Consider the following 17,863-nt stretch of genomic DNA (forward strand, 5'->3'; position numbering starts at 1 on the left):
GTTGTGGCAGCGTCGACGACGGGGGAGGGGCTATCTCGCTCGTAGGACCGAGATGCTCAGTGCCCTGGTGTAGATCGAGTCGGTGTAGATCGAATCGGCTTCGACTCGATCGAACATCGGCCACGACTGCCGATCGATTCCCTCGTCGTCGAACGTCGCAACGGGTATGTCCCACACGGTGGATCCGGTTCTGACGTCGATTCCGCGCAGCACTTCCGGTCCGAACAGCGTGGCCACGTCACCGTCGAGCGCGCCGACCTCCGCGAAGGTTCCCGATTCGCGACTCCACAGCGTGTTCCCGGTGTCGAGGTCGAGCGCGGATTCGGTGGCGGTGTCGTTGTTGCGCAGCAGTGCCACCGAACCCGTGATGGCGTAGGCCAGTCCGTGCGTGGACAGGAATGCCGCGGCGGGGGCGGTGATGTCCGACGGAACAGCCCAGGCCAGACTCTCGTCGGTCCACACGGGTTCGGGATTCGACGGCCGATAGCCGCCCGTCCCGAGCAGTAGCGGGCTCTCCTCGGCGGGGGAATCGAACGTCGGCTGCTGCAGGGTCACGGAATCCGTTGCAGCGAGCACGGTTCCGTCGGTGTCGACGATCTCCGAACCCACGATCGTGTTGGGGTCCGAGCAGTCGGTCCGCACCACCCGCACTGCGCCGTCGCGCGCGGCGTTGCCCGAACGAGCGCAGTCGGGAATCGTTCTGGACCACAGGTTGTCGCCGGTGTCGAGGTCGAAGGCGAACACTCCTCGGCCGTCGTCGAACAGTCCGATTCCGTTCTCGGTGTGCAGCGTGGACGCGAACGGTGCACCCGGCGAGGCCCTGGAATCGAACTGCACCGACCAGTCCGCGTCGAGGGCGTCCGCCGTGCCGCGAGACACCGTCGCCCTGGCACCCTCGCGCACCGCCCGGGTGGCGTACACATGGCCGTCCGCGGTGGTCAGACTCGTGATCGGAAAGGTTGCGTCCCGAGTACTGGACTCCCCGGATTCGGCGTCGACAGTGAGGATTTCGGATGTCGTGCCGGTGTTGCCGCGGTAGCAGACGATCTGCCCGTCGACGAATTCCTCACCGCAACCCACGACATCGTCCGCGGGGGTGCGCCAGAGCACCGAGCCGTCCGCGATGCTCAATCCCACCAGGGTCGCGTCGACGAACTCTCTGCCGTCGAGACGGCCGACGAGCGTGACGACCGTCGACCCGTCGGAGATGGAACCGGACTCCATCGAATCGATGGCGCTGCCGTGGACGGGATCGCGAAATTGACCACCTTCGATACCCACATCCGACGGAGAGAGGGACCATCCGAGACCGGGAGCAGACCCTGTTGCACCGTCGACGGGGGTGCCGGCCGTCGGCTGCCGCTGCTCGGTTGTGCACGACGCGCAGACCAGCGTTGCTGCCAGGACCGCGGCGGCGGAGATCCGGAGACGACGTGTCATGAAGGATTCTCCCGCCTGTGCAGAACCGAAAGAAGGTGGCCGGTCCGTTCTTCGAAGCATAGAGAACGAAAGTTCCCCGCACTCCCTGTGGGGGTGCGGGGAACTGCCGTGACGGGTGGCCTGGTCGACGCTTGGCCTAGTTGACGCTCTGTCCGTTCAGGCCGGCGTGTGCGTAGTGATTGCGACTGTCGGGAATGTGGTTGTCTCCCAACACTCGAGCAATCTGCTGCTCGCTGAGTCCGAGGCGACGGAGCCGCTCGCACACTGCATCGAAATCGAGCATCTTCGCGTCGAGTTCCTGCTGCAGTTCGATCACCTCGGCGCGGATGGCCTCGGCCTCGTCCAGTGCGGCCAACGTGTCCTTCGGCTCGGGCAACAGCAGAGCGAGCAGTCGATCACGAGCATCGGTGCTCAGGCCCTCGAAGGGACGCTGACCCGGCTGAGCCTCGTGCCGACCCTCGGCGCGACGATCGGTGTCGTACTCGGCGGAGACGTAATCCTGAGTGGCACCGAAGGACGGGATTTCGGCGAGCTGATCCTGCGGCTCGTCCTTCGGTCCCTGTGCAGGGGCCGACGCGATGTCGATCGTCTGGCGCAGTGGGCGATTCGGAATGAAGACGACTGCGATCAGCGTGACGATCGCGACGAAGCCGGCGATCATGAAGATGCGACCGGTTGCGTCACCGTACGCGGTGCGGACGACTTCGAGGACCGGAGCGGGCAGTGAGGTGAGATCGAGTGATCCACCGCCGCCCGACGAGCTGTCGACGCCGAGCTGGGCCAGGCCGGCTGCGGACTTGTCGGCCACCCGGGTTGCCAGCAGCGATCCGAGAACGGAGACACCGATCGCGCCGCCGAAGGTACGGAAGAACGCAACCGTCGACGATGCCGCACCGACGTTCTGCACACTGACCGTGTTCTGCACTGCGAGAACGAGATTCTGCATCAGCATGCCGGTACCGAGGCCGACGATGGTGATGAAGATGCCGACCGTCACCAGGCTGGTGGCGTGATCGATGGTGCCCAGGAGCAGGAATCCGATCACCAGCAGGATGGAACCGGTGACGATGAACGGCTTCCACTTACCGAACTTGGTGATGAGCTGACCGGAGCCGACGGAGGCGACGAGCATGCCGAACACCAGTGGGATGGACAGCAATCCGGCCTCGGTCGGGGTGTAGCCGCGAGCGGTCTGGAAGTACTGGCCGAGGAAGGTGGTGGCTCCGAAGAGGCCGACACCGACGGCGATGGAGGCGACGATGGCCAGGCCGGTCGTGCGCTCGGTGACGATCTTGAGCGGGATGATCGGCGACTTGTGCCGAGCCTCGACGATGATCGTCAGAACCAGCAGCAGAACTCCGCCGCCCACCAGGTAGGCAGTCTCGCGGGAGAGCCAAGCGTAGTAGTCGGCCTTGCCTGCGAACGACACCCACACGAGGAGAACGGAAACGCCCGCGGTGAGCAGGAGTGCGCCGAGCCAGTCGATGGAGACGTTGTCCTTGCGGACGGTCTTGATGTGCAGGGTCTTCTGCAGCAGGCCGAGAGCGACAACTGCCAGCGGCACGCAGACGAAGAAGCACCAGCGCCAGCCGAGGGGGCTGTCGACGATGACGCCGCCCAGGATCGGACCACCGGACATCGACACGGCCATGACGGCACCGGTGTAGCCGGAGTAGCGGCCGCGATCACGCGGGGAGACGATGGTGCCGATGATGGCGATGACGAGAGCCGTCAGGCCACCCATGCCGATGCCCTGCACCACGCGTGCGGCCAGCAGGACCGGCACGTTGTGTGCGAAGCCGGCGATCAAGGAGCCCGCGACGAAGATGACGATCGCGCTCTGGACCAGCACCTTCTTGTTGAACAGGTCGGCGAGCTTGCCCCAGATGGGCGTGGACGCGGCATTGGCCAGCAGGGCCGTGGTGATGACCCAGGCGTACGCGGTCTGCGAACCCTTCAGATCACCGATGATGGTGGGCAGTGCCGTCGAGACGATCGTGGTGCTCAGCAGCGCGGTGAACAGCGCGGCCAGCAGGCCGGTGAGGGCTTCGAGGATCTGGCGATGCGACATCGCGTCGGGATCGACGACTGCCTGATTGGGCGGAGTTTCCGCAGATGTTGTCATGTTCTATCTCGCAATCAATTCAATGCGGGCCACGTCCTGGTGCTGAGCGTGGGCGTCTTCGGTGAAGGTGTCGTTCAGTTTGCGGATCGAGTCGAGTGCTTCGAGTGCCTCGGACTCGCTCCAGCCGCTCAGCATTTCTGCCAGGCGGCGTGCACGTCTGTCCCAAATTTGCTTCAGTCGAACCTGACCGAGGTCCGACACACAGACCCGCGACGCACGTTTGTCGTCGGGATCCGGATGCCGATCGATGTAGCCGAGGTCGACGAGATCTGCGATCTGCCGGCTGAGGGCGGACTGACTGACGCAGAGCCTGCTGGCCAGGTCGGTCTGTCTGCATTCGCCCTCGGTCGCCAGGATGGCCAGAACTCCGGTCAGGGCCTGCGGTAGGGGTGAATCCTCGACTCCGGTGGTCACGGCCCGCTTCAGCGTGCGCCCGAAGAGAAATACCTCTTCGACCAACGACTCCGCTGTCGTGGATTGAACTGCCATGAGTGCTCCAACGATGAGGGTGATTTACTTGCTGTCTGCAACCATATATATACATACATGCGCTAAGCAAATAATATTCCTGTCTCGTGGGTCACAGTGACGGGTCTGCTGGGGCTAGGGGGAGATCCGAACGGGGGATCGGCTCCCCGGATGTGGATTTGGGCCTCCGATTGCAGTCACAAATCCGAAACTGGGGAGCCGATCCTGGGCACGGGGCAGGGGGATACAGTCCGGGCATGGACGTTGTGCGCGCGATGCCACTGCTCACTGTCACCGATCTCGACGCGACGCTGGACGCGTACGTCCAGGTGACCGGCATGGAGGTGGTGATGAATCACGGTTGGATCGCCACGCTTGCCCCGTCGGGAGACAGCTCGGCGCAGCTGAGTCTGATCACCGCCGATCCCACCGGGCCGGTCAATCCGTCCGCGTCGATCGAGGTGGACGACGTGGACGCGGCCTATAGAGCTGCCGTCGACGCGGATCTCGAGATCGTCTACGAGATCAGCAACGAGGAGTGGGGCGTCCGCCGATTCTTCTTCCGCGATGCAGGCGGCAATGTGGTGAACGTGCTTGCTCACATGTGAGATCAGTGGGGGTGCAGCAGGTTCCCTCGTAGAACACCTCGAACAGTGCGGGTGGCCACGATGATCCAGGCGGCGAGCAGTAGGACGTACAGGGCAACGGCCAGAGCCTGCACCGCACCGAAGTTCAGCGCATGACCCAGTGCAGTCGCTCCGGTGACGCAGGTTCCGATGGGGAACGTGAACGACCACCACGTCAGCGAGAACCCCAAGTTTCTGCGTGCCGCGTGCACGGTCAGAGCAGTCGCGAGCGCGAACATCAGCATTCCGAAGCCGCCCATGATCAGCCCGTAGCCGATACCGAACACGTGTAACCCGACGGCGATCGACGACTGTGCGCCGGTGAACACCATCGATGCGTCGGTGCCCAGCAGGTTGGCCGCCGTGATCGACTGACCGATCAACCCCAGCGTGATCCACACGGTCGGAGCCGCGTCGACGGGCGGCAGACCGCCGTGCAACAGACGTCCGTAGATCAGAGTCAGCGTGATCATCCCGACGATCAGCGACAGCCCGAACATCGCGTAGCAGGCGCACAGCAGCGCCAGCCGCCACTGGCCTTCGGGCAGGTGCGGAAGCAGCAACGCCCCGGTCGACGCCGACACCATCGGCGGGACGACGGGCATCAGCCACGCGGGCAGGGCTGCGACGTCGCGATGATCGGACGCGGTGATCATCCGAAACGGAACGACGACGCTGGTGAGCAGACCGGCGATCGTCCCGGCGATCCACAGGCCGGCGAACAGCGTGGTGGCCGCGGTCGGTCCGAGCAGATCCGCTCCGAGCAGACCTGCGCCCGCGCCGACGGTGAGCATCGCCATGGGCGGAGCGCCGTAGAACTGCACCATCACCGGGTGCCGGGCATAGGCGACGGCCCGGTCGCGGTGCCCGGTCCAGTGCATCACGAAGGCCGCACCGATCACGACCAGCGCCGCGGCGGCACAGGCCCAGACAGCGACCGCGAAGACGTGCAGAGCCGGGAATTGCACCGGCAACGTTGCGGCCGCGGTGGCCACGATGCCGGTCCCCATCACCGCGGCGAACCAGTTGGGGGTGATGTGCTCGAAGGGTCGGCGGTGCGAAAGGTGCTCGGTCGAGATGGCGGCGTGGTCGGTCACGGTCATGTCTTCAGCCTGCGCGGCACCGTGCCCGGCCGGTAGGCGTCAGTTCGTCCACCAGCCATAACCCAGGGTTATGACTGAAGTCGAGTCTTCGCCGCCACTGTGAGCAACTCCGCGGCCGGTCCACTCGGCGCGCGACCGGACGGCCAGATCGCCCGCAACTCACGACGCAGAGTCAATCCTGGGATCGGTACGCGGACCAGGGTTCCCGCGGCCAGCTCGGGGGCGACGGCCAGTGAGCTCAGTACGGCCCCACCGATGCCTGCCCCGACAGCGGACTTGATCGCCGTCGTCGAGGAGACCTCGAGGAGCGGCGACATCGGCTGTCCGAGACCCGCTGCAGCCACGGCGCTTTCGTAGGCCGAGCGCGTTCCCGACCCCGCCTCCCGCGTCACCAGTGCGGTGGCGACGATCTCGGTGGCCGACGGCGGAGTGGATGCCCAGGAGTGATCCGGTGCCACCACGAGCACCAGCTCGTCGGTGGCCACTGTCCGGTGGTCCAGTGCTGCAGGCACATCGGGACTTTCGATGAAGCCGAGATCGGCGGCGCCCGCGAGCACCTTCTCGGCGACCACCGTCGAATTACCCGAACTCAGCGTCGGAACGATGTGCGGGACGAGCGTGTGCAGCGTGACCAGCCAGCGCGGCAGAAGATACTCTGCGACAGTCTGACTCGCGGCGATCTGCACATGGCCGATGCGTTCGGCGTGCAACGTGGCGATCGCCGTCGCCAAGTCCTCGGCGGACCGAACGACCGGCGCGGCCCAGCTCGCGACGAGCTCACCGAGGTCGGTCAGTACCGTTCCTCGCGCTCCGCGCCGCAGCAGCGGAGCGCCGACGCGTCTCTCCAGCGCACGGATGCGCGCACTGGCCGCCGGCTGCGACATTCCGTGAGCTCTACCCGCTCGCCCGATGCTGCCGAGCTCGGCGACCGACAGCAGCAGGTCGATGCTGGTGAGATCGGCAACGTGAGGGGGAAGCGGCACAGGGCGAGCCTACTTTCGTCAGTACTCGCCGAACAGGTCCAGCTCGCCCTCGGGCTCGGCGTCCGGGTCCGGGTCGCTTTCGGTATCGGTATCGGTATCGGTATCGGTATCGGAGTCGCGCTCGTGCAGCACCGAACCAACCAACGCGGTGACGTCGATCGCGGCGGGATCGGGGATCGGATGCCCCTCGACGAAAGCGAGTCGCTCGGCCGACAGGTAGGCCAGGCGCACGGCCTGGACCACGAGGACGCGCCGTAGTCCCTCGGAGACCTCACCGCGTTCGCGAGTGACCGCTGCCAACCGTGAGATGGTCTCGGCGCGGCGTGCGATGCGGATATCGGGATGTCCGCGCTCGCGGCGGGTCTGCTCGGAGATCAGCGACCGACGCAGTGACGCGGGGAGTGCGATGGGCTCCGAGACCGGCGGAATCTTCTCGTTGAGGATCGCCTTGTGCCGCGACTTGTCGATGGCCTCGAGGTATGCCGTGTACTCGTGAGCATTCAGATCACGCTCGGCGGCGCGGAATTGCTCTGCGCCGTCGGACTTCTTGAGATCCTCGTACTGCCACAGCGGCCAGATCTCGATCTCCGCGACCTCGAAGACGTCGAGCACTCGCATCGCGACGGCGTCGGTTCGCTGGTTGGTCAGGTGACGCTGCACCCGGACGCTGAGCTTCTCCTTGGTCTGCCCCACGTAGATCGGCTCGCCGTCGTAATCGTAGAACGCATACACGCCCCACTTGGCCGCCGACCACACCCGGCCCCGATCGTCCTTCTCACCCAGCACTTCTCGCAGAGCAGTACGAAAGGACTGCACGTCGTCCGCGGGAAGAGTGCTCTTGCGCGGCGCGACGGCAGACGACCGCAGCGAGGACTTACCGTGACTGGACATGTGCCGCAGTCGAACTCAGGGTCCCGCTGACCAGTGGCATCAGGTAGTGCTCGGCGAGCCACGCGACCACGGGAACGCACACGGCATCACCGAAACCGAAGAGCGCCTGATTGTTTCGCAGACCGTCGAGTGTGTACTCGCCCGCACCCATCAGGCGAGCGTACTCGAGTGGCGTCATCCATCGCACCTGCAAACGGCCGTTGCCCATCTTGACCACCGCTTGCTTGGACGAACCGCCGCGGGCGGTACGGAGGCAACCGGAGATGTCGTCGGGGCGCGCCTCCCACACGGCGACGCCGTTGCGGGTGCGACGGTAGGCGGTGCGGTAGCTGACCTTGCGAGCCCTCTTCAGAATTTCGATGCGCTGCAACTGAATCGGCGACAACGACTGCACGAACGCCGCGGTTCGGGCTGCATCCCACCACCGCTCGTCGCGGTAGTCCATGCGCTCGACCACATCACCGAGACCACTGGTCAGCGGAATCGGTGGACTCGGCAGCGGAGCCCGATGCGTCAGCAACGTCGAATCGCCGTACACCGCCTGCAACCAATCCGGTCGAAGCTCACTGTTGGGATCGCGGGCATCCTCGGGGGGATTCTGCGCCCCGATGAGGAACAGCCGTGGACGTGACTGCGGAACGAAGCGTCGAGCATCGATGGTGAGGACATCGACCGAGTAGCCGAGCTCGTTGAGCTCCCGGACCGCTGCGGCCAGATCGTCTCCACCGTGACTCGTCGCCAGCCCGACGACGTTCTCGAGCACGACCACCTGGGGCCGAGCATCACCGAGCTCGCTCAGGACCCGAGTGAAATGCCGGAACGTAGAGGAGTTCTTGCCCGCAAGCCCGGCCCGGCCGCCGGCCAACGACAAGTCGGTGCAGGGAAACGACGCCCACGCCAACGACAGCCCCTCGGGCAGATCGTCTCCTCGAGTGCGAGCGACATCACCGAGTTGGAAATGGCCTGCGTCGTCGCCGAAGTGCTGGCGATACATGTGATGCTTGTCGCGCTCGATGTCGTTGGCCCACGAGACCTCGAAACCGGCCTGCTCCAAGCCCATTCGCACCAGGCCGATACCGGCGAAGAACTCCGCGACAGTGTGGATCCGACCGAGCGCAGGTGCCGAAGAACCACCCGGCACCACAGTCAACTTCGGCATGCACCCAGGCTAGTACAGAGTGCCGACAAGGTTTCGGCTACTGCCGGCTCACGCAGTGGTCGCCAGCGCCGCAGCCAAGCCGAACGCCACCGCCAGCAGGCAGACGTGCGCCGCCGCACGTCCCACCGAGTGCTCCACCGTGGATCGGTGTGCGGACACGGTGGGCAACCACGTCCCACGGATCCGGTGAGCCGACGCGATCAGGATGACCGTGACGAGGACCTTGGCGAGAACGATTCGGCCGTAACCGGTCTCGATCACGGCACTGAGGCCGTCCAGCTTCAGGACCGCGTCCAGCACCCCGGTGGTGGCTACTCCGACGACGCACCAGAACGCGACTCGCGAATAGACCGGCAACAGCGTCGCCCACGCCGATTTGCTCCGCAGACTCAGCGCCATCGCACCCAGAACACCGAGCCACACCGACGCGCACACCACATGCACGGCAACGGCGAAGGACCCGAATGCGAACTGCGACATGTGCCCGGTGAGCGGCCGAGCGACCAGCGCAAGAGACGCCAGCACGATCACCGGAATCGGAGACCAGCTCGCCCCCAGCCGATACCCGGCCACGCCGATGGCACACAGAGCGAGCGTCAGGACCACCGTCGCAGAACCAAGACGGCCCACGGAGATCGAGGTGGCGAACGTGGTGAAAGCGCTCGGCGACAACGTCAGTGGCGTACGCCCGGCGGAATCGGCCGCCGCCGCGACCAGCAGAACGAACTCGGCCACCGCCCACAGTCCCGACAGATAACCGATCGCGCGCCACATCACCAGCGAGTCGACGGCGGGGCGTCGGGAATCGGAATTGCCGTCCAGGACAGCGAGAACCCCGAACCCCAACACCACCGAGCCCGACGCCACCGCGATCACCCGTAGCCACGACGACCCACCGGGAAAGGTGGGGTACGCCAGCGCGAACGCTGCCGCGACCCCCAGCAACGTTGCAGCTGCGGCGGCGAGTACCAGCCGAACGCTTCTCTCGCCCACCGCAGCCACGTCGGTGCTACTTCCCGGTCTTCGTCTTGTTCGGGGCTTTCGGCTTACGCAGGGCGAATCCCAATGCCCCGGCGAAGGCCAGGACCGCCACTGCGATCAGCGCGATGTTCCCGTAGCCGCCGAGGAACGAGCCCTCGGACTCCTCGGATGTTCCCGACGCGTCGGCCGGTGCCCCCGGAGTTCCCGACCCTTCCTGCGTCAGCGTGAATGTCGCGGTACCGCTCACGGGATGCCCGTCGGCCGAGGTGATGCGATACGCGAGGGTGTACTCGCCGATCGGCCCCAATTCACCGACGTCGACGACGACGCTCTGGCCTTCGATGCGGGCGTCGCCCTTCGACCAGATGTTGCCGTCGGGCCCGACGACGTTGAGCGTGGCGAACTGCGACTGCGGCACCTCGTTGAACGACACGGATGCCGTCGCTGGAGACGAGTCCAGGGAGGAGCCGTCGGCCGGGCTGTAACCGGTGACCTGCGAGTGCGCCGACGCGATCGGTGCGGCGACCAACAGCATCAGCAGTGCTGAGACCGAGACGACCAGCGCCTTCGTGGACAGGACGAGCGACCTCATGCGCGCCGCGCCCGGACCGTCGCACCGATGCCCAGACCTGCGCCGACGGCTCCGAGTACGAGTCCGACGCCGGCGAGCCAGCGGGCGGTGTTGTCCTCCGAAGACGCCGACGCCTCGGTGGTGGCGGTGGTCTCGGTATGGGCGCTGCCGTGCCCATCGCCGCTCGCCGCGGCGAGAGTCAGAGTGGGAGCGGGCAGTTCGGGCTCGCTACCGTCCTCGGTCATCGGCTCGTTCCAGTCGACGACCTCACCGTCGGTGTAGGTCTGGGTGGCCGGGAACGAGACGGTCTCCTGCTCGGGCAGCGGGCCCGCCGAGAGCAGGAACTGCTGGAACTGGCCCGGTCCGACCTCGGAACCGGGGTTCGCCGTCCACGTCACCGACACCGCGAGATCGGCGGAGTCCTTCTCGACGGTGGACGTCCAGCCCGGAATAGGCTGTGTACGAGCTGAATTGAGGCCGGGGAGGGTCACCTTGACCGAACTGGTCGAGGCGGTATCGGACTCGGTGGGAACACGGAACGTCAGCACCGAGTAGCCGCCCTGCGCGGCGTCGGGAGCGGAGACGACGACGTGTGCGGACGCGGCACCTGCGCCGATCAGCAACGCGCCGACGGTGGCTCCTGAGACGAACAGGGCACGGGAAAGAGAGCTCTTCATGGATTGGGTCATTTCTGTGCAGAGATGTGCGGAAAGGGATGTCGGTCAGTACGCCGACACCGGGGGCCCGCGACGAGAGATGACCCAGTCGAGAGCGGCACCGTCTACCGAGGGAACCGCGACGGACATGGACACGCGACCGACGGCGGAACCGTCGGGCAGGGGAGTGAGGAGCGCGAGAACCGCTCGGACGATGGACGTGATCGGGCCGTAGAGGCGCTCGGCCGCGGCGATGGTCAGGCCGGCGACGACCGAGGCGGCCGCGTGGAAGGCGACCATCGCCGTGCTGGGCAACAGCGAGTGTGCGTGCATGTCGGCCGTACCGCCGAGGCTCAGCGCGATGTGGGCGACGAGTTGGCCTGCCAGCAGAGCCGGCAGCAACAGAACGGTCGAACGTCTGGGCAGTGCAGTCATGGCACCGACAGCGATGCTGACGACGATCAGCAGGGCCAGTGCGGAACCGTCGGGCCAACCGCCGCCTGCCATGCCGTGTGCGGCCACCGCGAGTGTCGCGGTGACGATACCGACAGCTCCGCCGCGAAGCGGTGCGGCTGAGCTGTCGGTCATCGGTTGTGCAGGGGTCAGCGGACGCCGAGGCGGGCGAGCAGATCGGCCTCGATGCCGTCGAGCTCTGCGGAGATCGCGGCGTGTGCGGTCTTGCGGCGAGCGGGCGGCATCTGCTCGGACGCGCGGACAGCGGTGGTCAGATCGTCCAGACGCTCGCTGATCGCGGCGCCGAAGCTCTTGGTCTCGGGATCGGAGTGGCGCGCCCCGATGGTGTCGAGCGACTTCTCGGCACCGGCGATGCGGGCGCTGAGCTTGCCGCCGTGGCCGGTGTACTCGCTGAGCTGGTCGGGAGCGACGCCGAGCTGCTGTGCCTTGCGGCTGTCCAGCTGCGCGCGCACGACCGTCGCACCGCGGTAGAGGATGGGGGCCAGCACCGGGATCAGCAGCCGAGCGATGCCGAGGTACTTGCGAATCTGGGCCACGCTGAGCGTTCCCTGCACCGCAGCCTTCTGCTGCGCCTTCAGAGCAGATACCTGGGCCTTCTCGACGTTCTTCTGCGACTTCGCCTCCACCGCGCTGAGCTTGCGCTGCGCCTTGGCGATCGACTTCAACTGCTTGCGCTCGTTCTTCGCGCCCAGCTTCGCTTCGAGTGTTGCCTTGTGCTTGAGCGCCTTGGCCTCTGCCTTGCGAGTGGCTCGACCCTTACGCTTGCGGAACAAACCCATCGAAAAGGCTCCTGACGTGTGCTGCTAGGCGGGAACAGTGCGTTGCCTACACCCTATCGGGCAGGTGATCGTTCCTGGCTGTCGGAGGGCTGACCTAGTGTCTAACAGTGTGAACGGTCAACGAGGCGCGGCAGCCACATCACCTGTGCCCGTGCTGCTCGACGCCGGGTCGTTGACGCGCTGTCGGCATCGGCTCTATCTCGACACCGCGTACGGATCGTTGCTGCGCGGAGAACCCGAGAACCCCGGGGTGCGGCAGCGCCGAGAAGCCGCTCAGGCCCATCGTGAGAACGTCCGCGCGCAGCTGGCCGTGGACGATTCGATGCTGTGGACCGAGATCGACCGACCCACCGCCCGAGACGCTGCCGACGCCACCGTCGCCGCCTGCCGGGCCGGAGTGGAACGCATCTGGAATGCGGTACTGCCCCTCGAACGCGACACCGGCCGACGCGGTCGCAGCGAACTGCTCGTCCGCGACCCGGCGGGTGGATACATCCCGGTGATCGTCGTCAACCACAAGGTCACCGACCCCGGCCGCGGTGCGCGCACCACCCCACTCGACCAGTGGTCTCCGTCGATCGACGAGACCCGCAAGGTGCGCAGTCAGCTACGCGACCAGCTCAGGCTCGCGCACCTGTATCGCATGCTGGCGCACGAGGGCCTGGCCACGGCCACGCCCGTCGGCGGCGCGGTGGGTTACAAGGGCGAATGCATGCTGGTGCACGATCTCACGACGGTCCTCGACGAATACGACACTCGTTTCGCGGACCGGCTCTCGGTGGCCCAGGGTATCGCGTTCACCGTTCCCTCCCAGGTGAGCGAATGTCGGTCGTGTTCGTGGTGGTTCGATTGCAAGCCGCAACTCGAGGCCGTTCGTGACGTCTCGCTGGTCGCGTCCGGTTCCCGCGCCGATGTGCTGCGCAGCGCCGGCGTCCGCACCATCGACGAGTTGGCGCAATGGACCGGCCCGGCTCCCGAGGAGTGGCCTTTCGGGAACTTCGACGACGCGGTGTCCGCCGCGCTGGCCTGGCGAGCGGACGTGCCGTTGCTGCGGCGCTCGGAGACCGTCTCGGTGCATCGCGCCGACGTCGAGGTGGACGTGGACATGGAGAGCTACCAGGAACACGGCGCGTATCTGTGGGGCACGCTGCTCACCGAGGCAGGCGGTCCGCCGCCGTCGTATCGCGGTTTCGTCACCTGGGATCCGCTGCCGACCGTCGACGAGGGCCGCTCGTTCGCGGTGTTCTGGAACTGGCTGATGGACACCAGGGCCGACGCGGCCGCGCGCGGCAAAACCTTTGCCGCGTACTGCTATTCGCGGCAGGCGGAAGACAAGTGGCTGCTCGATTCGGCCCGCCGTTTCGCGGACGTTCCCGGGGTTCCCACCGAGGCGCAGATTCGTGAATTCATCGACAGCGAGCAATGGGTGGACATCTACCAGGCCGTCAGCGATCAGTTCATCTGCCCGAACGGCAAGGGACTGAAGAAGATTGCGCCCGTCGCGGGGTTCGCGTGGCGGGACGACGAAGCCGGCGGCGAGGCGTCGATGGGGTGGTATCGGGAAGCCGTCGGATACGACGCGGAGCCCGACCACACGCAGCGCGAGCGATTGCTCGTCTACAACGAGGACGATGTTCTGGCGACGAAAGTGTTGCGCGAGTGGATGTCCGACCGCGCGGAGAAGGAGATTCCTACGGTGGCGGACCTGCGCGCTCGCACGTGACCCCGCCTCGATCGGCGGGGCCACCCGGAGTGGTCAGTGATTAACGCGGAGCCATGCGGATTGCGCCGTCCATGCGGATGGTTTCGCCGTTGAGGTAGTCGTGCTCGGCGATCATCTGGACCAGCTGCGCGTACTCGGTGGGCTGCGCCAGACGCGAGGGGAACGGCACCGATGCCTCGAGGCCCTGACGGTATTCCTCGGTGACGCCTGCCAGCATCGGGGTATCGACGATGCCGGGGGCGATGGTGTTGACGCGGATGCCGACCTGGGCCAGGTCGCGAGCGGCGGTGATGGTCATCGCGTGCACGCCACCCTTGGAGGCGGTGTAGGCGATCTGGCCGATCTGGCCCTCGAACGCCGCGACCGACGCGGTGTTGATGACGACGCCGCGCTGGCCCGCGTCGTCGACGGTCGACTGCGACTGCATCCGGTTCGCGGCCAGCCGCATCACGTTGAACGTGCCGAGCAGGTTGATGGTGATGACGGTGCGGAACAGTTCGAGATCGTGCGGCCCCTTCTTGGACAGGATGCGGCCGGCCCAGCCAACGCCTGCGCAGTTGACGACGATGCGGAGGGGCACACCGGATGCGACGATCGTGTCCAGTGCGGCCTCGACCTCTGCCTCGCTGGTGACGTCCGCGGGGAGCAGTGTCACTCCGGCCGGGACGCTGTCTCCGGCACGCTCGATGGACTGCGGCAGATCGAGCCCGAAGACGGTGACGCCGGCGGCGGCCAGACGTGCGGCCGTTGCGGCACCGAGGCCCGATGCCCCGCCGGTGACAAGTGCTGCTGTTCCTGAAATCTCCACGTCGTGGATCCCCTTCGCTCACAGTGACGGGCCGCGGCACAGGCAGCGACCTCGTGGTCGTTCTGCACCATAACCGGCGGGGAACCTCAGGTACCGACGGGTGCCGTAGATCCTGTCAACGCCGGATGTGACCGGTGTGGTCGTACTCGACTCGGTGCGCATTGTCGCCCAGGTCGTCGAGCAGAATCGTGGCCGCTACGGGACGGCCAGGAGGCAGGAGGCGGACCGTCACCGCGCCTGCCTCTGCGGCATCGAGTGCCCTCGCCGTAGCGGCCACGATGCGGTCTCGGACGTCGTCGTCGAGTGCGTCCGGGGACCGATCGTCGAGCATCATCACCTCCACCCCGCGGGCCCGCGCGGACCTGGCGGCGCGAGCGAGATCGGGCCGAACGAGACCGCGGGCGCGCAGGGTGTCGCGAAGTTCGGCTTCGAGAAGCCGACACGCGAGGACTTCCTCGTCGGTGGGATCGGGACCGTCGGCGATGCGTTGGAGCAACGGACGGGCCAACGCGTCGAGACTGGCCAGGCGAGCGTCCCGTTCTTCCAGCGCCGCCGCCGCCGCGGCCTGGGACGCGATGCGCACTGTCGACTGCGTACGCAGCGCAAAAATCGCCGCGGCCAACGGCCGGATGGTGAACGCGAAGAACGTCGCCATCAACAGCGGCGCGATGTTGATGGCGCTGAACGAGAGCCCGTACAGAAATCCCTGACCCGTCACCACCGCCCATCCGATGGCGACGGACATGGTCAGTGCCAGCCCGAGCCACGCGGCCGGCGTGCGGCCGCGGACACACATGAAGGTGTAGACCACCACGGACATTCCCAGCGGCCAGGTCTGCAGGCTTCCGGCCAGTGGAACCGGCAGCACGGCGAAGACCAGAGCCGCTGCCACCGGGCCCGATACGGTCATCAGTACGGTCGACCGCGCGCTCGGTGGATCACCCGGCGCGCGGAGCAACAGGATGACCGCGGCCGAGAGCGCAAGCACCGCTGCGTATTCGGGCCACACTGCAGACACCCCGGTCAGGGTTGCGGATGCGGACACCAGGCAGGCGAGGACGGAGAATCCGGCAACTGCATACGCTGCTGCCGACTTCATCGCCAGCAGATCGCGGATGTCCTGGCCGTTCATCGCTTCCAGCCCAATCGCACGATGGTGCCTGCGGTGGAGGATTCGATCTCGGACGATCCGCCGTCGAGCTGACGCATTCTGCCCTCGATGCTGACCGCGACGCCGAGTCGGTGGGGCGGCACCGAACGTCGATCGAAGCCGATGCCGTCGTCCCGCACGGTGATGTGCATCGACGACGGGTTCAGCTCCACAGCAACCGAACGGTGTGATGCTCTCGCGTGAATCAGGCTGTTGCGGAGCGCTTCTGCCAATGCGGCAGCGATGGCTCGTACTGTGTCGGCCGGGTAGGCCTCCGTGAGCTCGAGCGCGCCCTCGTGCACGGTGAATTCGATCGACTCGTCGACTGTCGTTGCGGCAGAACGAAGCTGGGCCAGAGCCTCGTCGGCCGAGAACGTCTCGGAGACGGTGCCGGTGGTCAGGTGATCCAGATGCATCAGAGCCGAGCGGGCCTGACGGGCCAGGCTGGGCGTGCGGCCATGGCGAGCCACAGCCAGCAGCGACGACATGACCTCGTCGTGGATCAACGCGTCGAACCGTTCGCGCTCGACCTCACGCGCGGTGGCCGCAGCCGCCCGGGCTGCGTCGTCGTGCGTCGTCGAGATCGTCGCGTCGAGAATGCGTCCGGTGCGTACCGCCGCCAGCGTGGCGGCCACGAACACCGTGCAGAACATCATCGAAAAGAAGATCTCCGCGATGATGTTGCTGCGGGGGAACGGCTCTCGCACAGCCTGATTCATCAACTGTGCGAGGACAACGCTGACGCTCATGTGGACGAACGCCGGGACGGGTCGCCACACCGTGGCGGCGGCGAGTGCAGCCAGGCCGGGAAACGCCGCGAGAAATGTCGGGGCCTGGTCGAAGGTGGCACCGTCCCAGGCCACCCACCACAGCAGGGCCATGATCGGGAACGTCACTGCTGCGATCGAACCGGCGATCCTGATGGCGGTGATACTCGGCTGAAAAGTGATGGCCCCGAATGCGAAACCACTACCGAACACGACCACGACGGTGACCGGAGTCCACCAACCGGGAACCACCTCGCTGCTCCGCGCGATATCCGGGATCAACAGCAGCAGATAGATGAGATAGCCGGTACCGACGAAACGACCGAAGATTCTGATCAGCCGATCGGTCGAACGGTGCGCTGCGTCGGTCTTGCTCACCTGCTGGTCGTCGTTCATGCACCCCTCCCGGGAGAGGAGTGTAAACCAACGTCAGGCGCGCTCGATGGTGTCCTGCTTCTCCGATTCCCTTGCTGCCCTGGTGCGGGAGCGCCGGACGAACACGGCGACGACTACGGCGGAAATCGCGACGACCGCGCCGGCAGCGATGTACGGGGCTGCGGTACCTGGCATCAGGCCCTCGAAGAACAGGACGGCACCGAAGACGAAGAACAGGATGGCCGCGCCGTACTGGATCATGCGCTCCGGCAGGTGCTTTCCGAGTACCGCGCCGACCACGATGGCGAGAGCATCGGCGGCGACCATGCCGATGGTCGAGCCGATCCACACACCCACCCAGTCGTTGTCGGCGGCGAGAGTGACGGTGGCCAGCATCGTCTTGTCGCCGAGCTCGGCGAGGAAGAACGCCGACGCGATTGCGAGGAACGCGGATTTGGTGACCCGGGACGCTTTCGCGCCTTCGTCGTCGGACAGGGAGTCGCCGCGCAGCGTCCAGAGCCCGAAGATGACGAACGCGATGCCGCCGACGATGGATATCGCCTCGGTGGGGATCGACACCCCGAGGAAGTGGCCGACCGCGACCGAGACCAGGTGCACGACGGTGGTGGCAACGGTGATGCCGCCGATGACGACGTACCACTTGTAGCGCAGGGCGAACGTCATGGCCATGAGCTGGGACTTGTCACCCAGCTCGGCGACGAAAATGACAGCAAAACTCAGCAACAATGCGGACAGCACAGCAGACTCCTCGGTCGTCGAATGG

18 protein-coding genes are annotated in these 17,863 nt (G+C 66.3%); 2 read left to right on the forward strand and 16 right to left on the reverse strand.

The genetic code is table 11. The features are described 5' to 3' along the window. Positions 1 to 30: 30 nt before the first annotated feature. The 3 genes from CH295_RS10100 to CH295_RS10110 form a co-directional block, all read right to left on the reverse strand. On the reverse strand, positions 31 to 1,440 hold the full coding sequence (locus CH295_RS10100) for an outer membrane protein assembly factor BamB family protein (protein ID WP_170945849.1): 1,410 nt from the start codon (positions 1,438 to 1,440) through the stop codon (positions 31 to 33). Positions 1,441 to 1,576: 136 nt separating this feature from the next. Then, positions 1,577 to 3,565, reverse strand: a complete 1,989-nt coding sequence (locus CH295_RS10105; protein ID WP_252341989.1) for an MDR family MFS transporter — start codon at positions 3,563 to 3,565, stop codon at positions 1,577 to 1,579. 3 nt (positions 3,566 to 3,568) lie between these two features. Beyond that, entirely contained in the window at positions 3,569 to 4,054 is a 486-nt protein-coding gene (locus CH295_RS10110; protein ID WP_037186621.1) for a MarR family winged helix-turn-helix transcriptional regulator, read from the reverse strand. 236 nt (positions 4,055 to 4,290) lie between these two features. On the opposite strand from CH295_RS10110, the gene CH295_RS10115 reads away from it, so the two are divergent. Further along, on the forward strand, positions 4,291 to 4,641 hold the full coding sequence (locus CH295_RS10115) for a VOC family protein (protein ID WP_170945850.1): 351 nt from the start codon (positions 4,291 to 4,293) through the stop codon (positions 4,639 to 4,641). A 2-nt stretch (positions 4,642 to 4,643) separates the two neighbouring features. On the opposite strand, the gene CH295_RS10120 is transcribed toward CH295_RS10115, so the two are convergent. From CH295_RS10120 to CH295_RS10160, 9 genes are all read right to left on the reverse strand, one after another. Further along, the gene (locus tag CH295_RS10120) at positions 4,644 to 5,762 is read right to left on the reverse strand and encodes a TDT family transporter (protein ID WP_094740577.1); all 1,119 of its coding nucleotides are present in this window, start codon (positions 5,760 to 5,762) and stop codon (positions 4,644 to 4,646) included. A gap of 68 nt (positions 5,763 to 5,830) precedes the next feature. Then, positions 5,831 to 6,745 carry a LysR family transcriptional regulator gene (locus CH295_RS10125; protein WP_094740578.1) on the reverse strand — a complete coding sequence of 305 codons (915 nt, stop codon included), beginning with the start codon at positions 6,743 to 6,745 and terminating at the stop codon, positions 5,831 to 5,833. Between the two features lie 18 nt (positions 6,746 to 6,763). Beyond that, positions 6,764 to 7,636 (reverse strand): GIY-YIG nuclease family protein, encoded by an 873-nt coding sequence (locus CH295_RS10130; RefSeq protein WP_141216988.1) that lies wholly within the window; start codon positions 7,634 to 7,636, stop codon positions 6,764 to 6,766. Continuing rightward, positions 7,620 to 8,795: a DNA cytosine methyltransferase gene (locus tag CH295_RS10135; protein ID WP_252341990.1), complete on the reverse strand. Its 1,176-nt coding sequence runs from the start codon at positions 8,793 to 8,795 to the stop codon at positions 7,620 to 7,622. Before CH295_RS10135 ends, CH295_RS10130 begins: the two co-directional genes overlap by 17 nt. A 48-nt stretch (positions 8,796 to 8,843) precedes the next feature. After that, positions 8,844 to 9,788, reverse strand: coding sequence for a CopD family protein (locus tag CH295_RS10140; protein WP_252341991.1), 945 nt, complete (start codon positions 9,786 to 9,788; stop codon positions 8,844 to 8,846). A gap of 16 nt (positions 9,789 to 9,804) precedes the next feature. After that, a complete protein-coding gene (locus CH295_RS10145; RefSeq protein WP_094740579.1) occupies positions 9,805 to 10,368 on the reverse strand; it encodes a copper resistance CopC family protein in 564 nt (187 codons plus the stop codon). Beyond that, a complete protein-coding gene (locus CH295_RS10150) occupies positions 10,365 to 11,024 on the reverse strand; it encodes a YcnI family copper-binding membrane protein (protein WP_094740623.1) in 660 nt (219 codons plus the stop codon). The genes CH295_RS10145 and CH295_RS10150 overlap by 4 nt, the downstream gene beginning before the upstream one ends. 45 nt (positions 11,025 to 11,069) lie before the next feature. Further along, positions 11,070 to 11,591: a hypothetical protein gene (locus tag CH295_RS10155; RefSeq protein ID WP_094740580.1), complete on the reverse strand. Its 522-nt coding sequence runs from the start codon at positions 11,589 to 11,591 to the stop codon at positions 11,070 to 11,072. 14 nt (positions 11,592 to 11,605) lie between these two features. Further along, positions 11,606 to 12,256 (reverse strand): DUF6474 family protein, encoded by a 651-nt coding sequence (locus tag CH295_RS10160; protein ID WP_037186611.1) that lies wholly within the window; start codon positions 12,254 to 12,256, stop codon positions 11,606 to 11,608. A gap of 109 nt (positions 12,257 to 12,365) precedes the next feature. Here CH295_RS10160 and CH295_RS10165 point away from each other — a divergent pair, with 109 nt between their 5' ends. Further along, positions 12,366 to 13,979 (forward strand): TM0106 family RecB-like putative nuclease, encoded by a 1,614-nt coding sequence (locus CH295_RS10165; RefSeq protein WP_502694481.1) that lies wholly within the window; start codon positions 12,366 to 12,368, stop codon positions 13,977 to 13,979. Positions 13,980 to 14,019: 40 nt separating this feature from the next. Here the strand turns inward: CH295_RS10165 and CH295_RS10170 are convergent, their stop codons facing one another. From CH295_RS10170 to CH295_RS10185, 4 genes are all read right to left on the reverse strand, one after another. Beyond that, entirely contained in the window at positions 14,020 to 14,787 is a 768-nt protein-coding gene (locus CH295_RS10170) for an SDR family NAD(P)-dependent oxidoreductase (protein WP_032397116.1), read from the reverse strand. 115 nt (positions 14,788 to 14,902) lie between these two features. Continuing rightward, positions 14,903 to 15,919 (reverse strand): DUF8320 family protein, encoded by a 1,017-nt coding sequence (locus CH295_RS10175; RefSeq protein WP_094740581.1) that lies wholly within the window; start codon positions 15,917 to 15,919, stop codon positions 14,903 to 14,905. Beyond that, entirely contained in the window at positions 15,916 to 17,100 is a 1,185-nt protein-coding gene (locus tag CH295_RS10180) for a sensor histidine kinase (protein WP_094633467.1), read from the reverse strand. Before CH295_RS10180 ends, CH295_RS10175 begins: the two co-directional genes overlap by 4 nt. Before the next feature lie 33 nt (positions 17,101 to 17,133). Continuing rightward, positions 17,134 to 17,838 carry a TMEM165/GDT1 family protein gene (locus CH295_RS10185; protein ID WP_037186607.1) on the reverse strand — a complete coding sequence of 235 codons (705 nt, stop codon included), beginning with the start codon at positions 17,836 to 17,838 and terminating at the stop codon, positions 17,134 to 17,136. Between the last annotated feature and the right edge of the window lie 25 nt (positions 17,839 to 17,863).

This window comes from Rhodococcus sp. 14-2483-1-2 (assembly GCF_002259405.1).
Classification (GTDB): domain Bacteria; phylum Actinomycetota; class Actinomycetes; order Mycobacteriales; family Mycobacteriaceae; genus Rhodococcoides.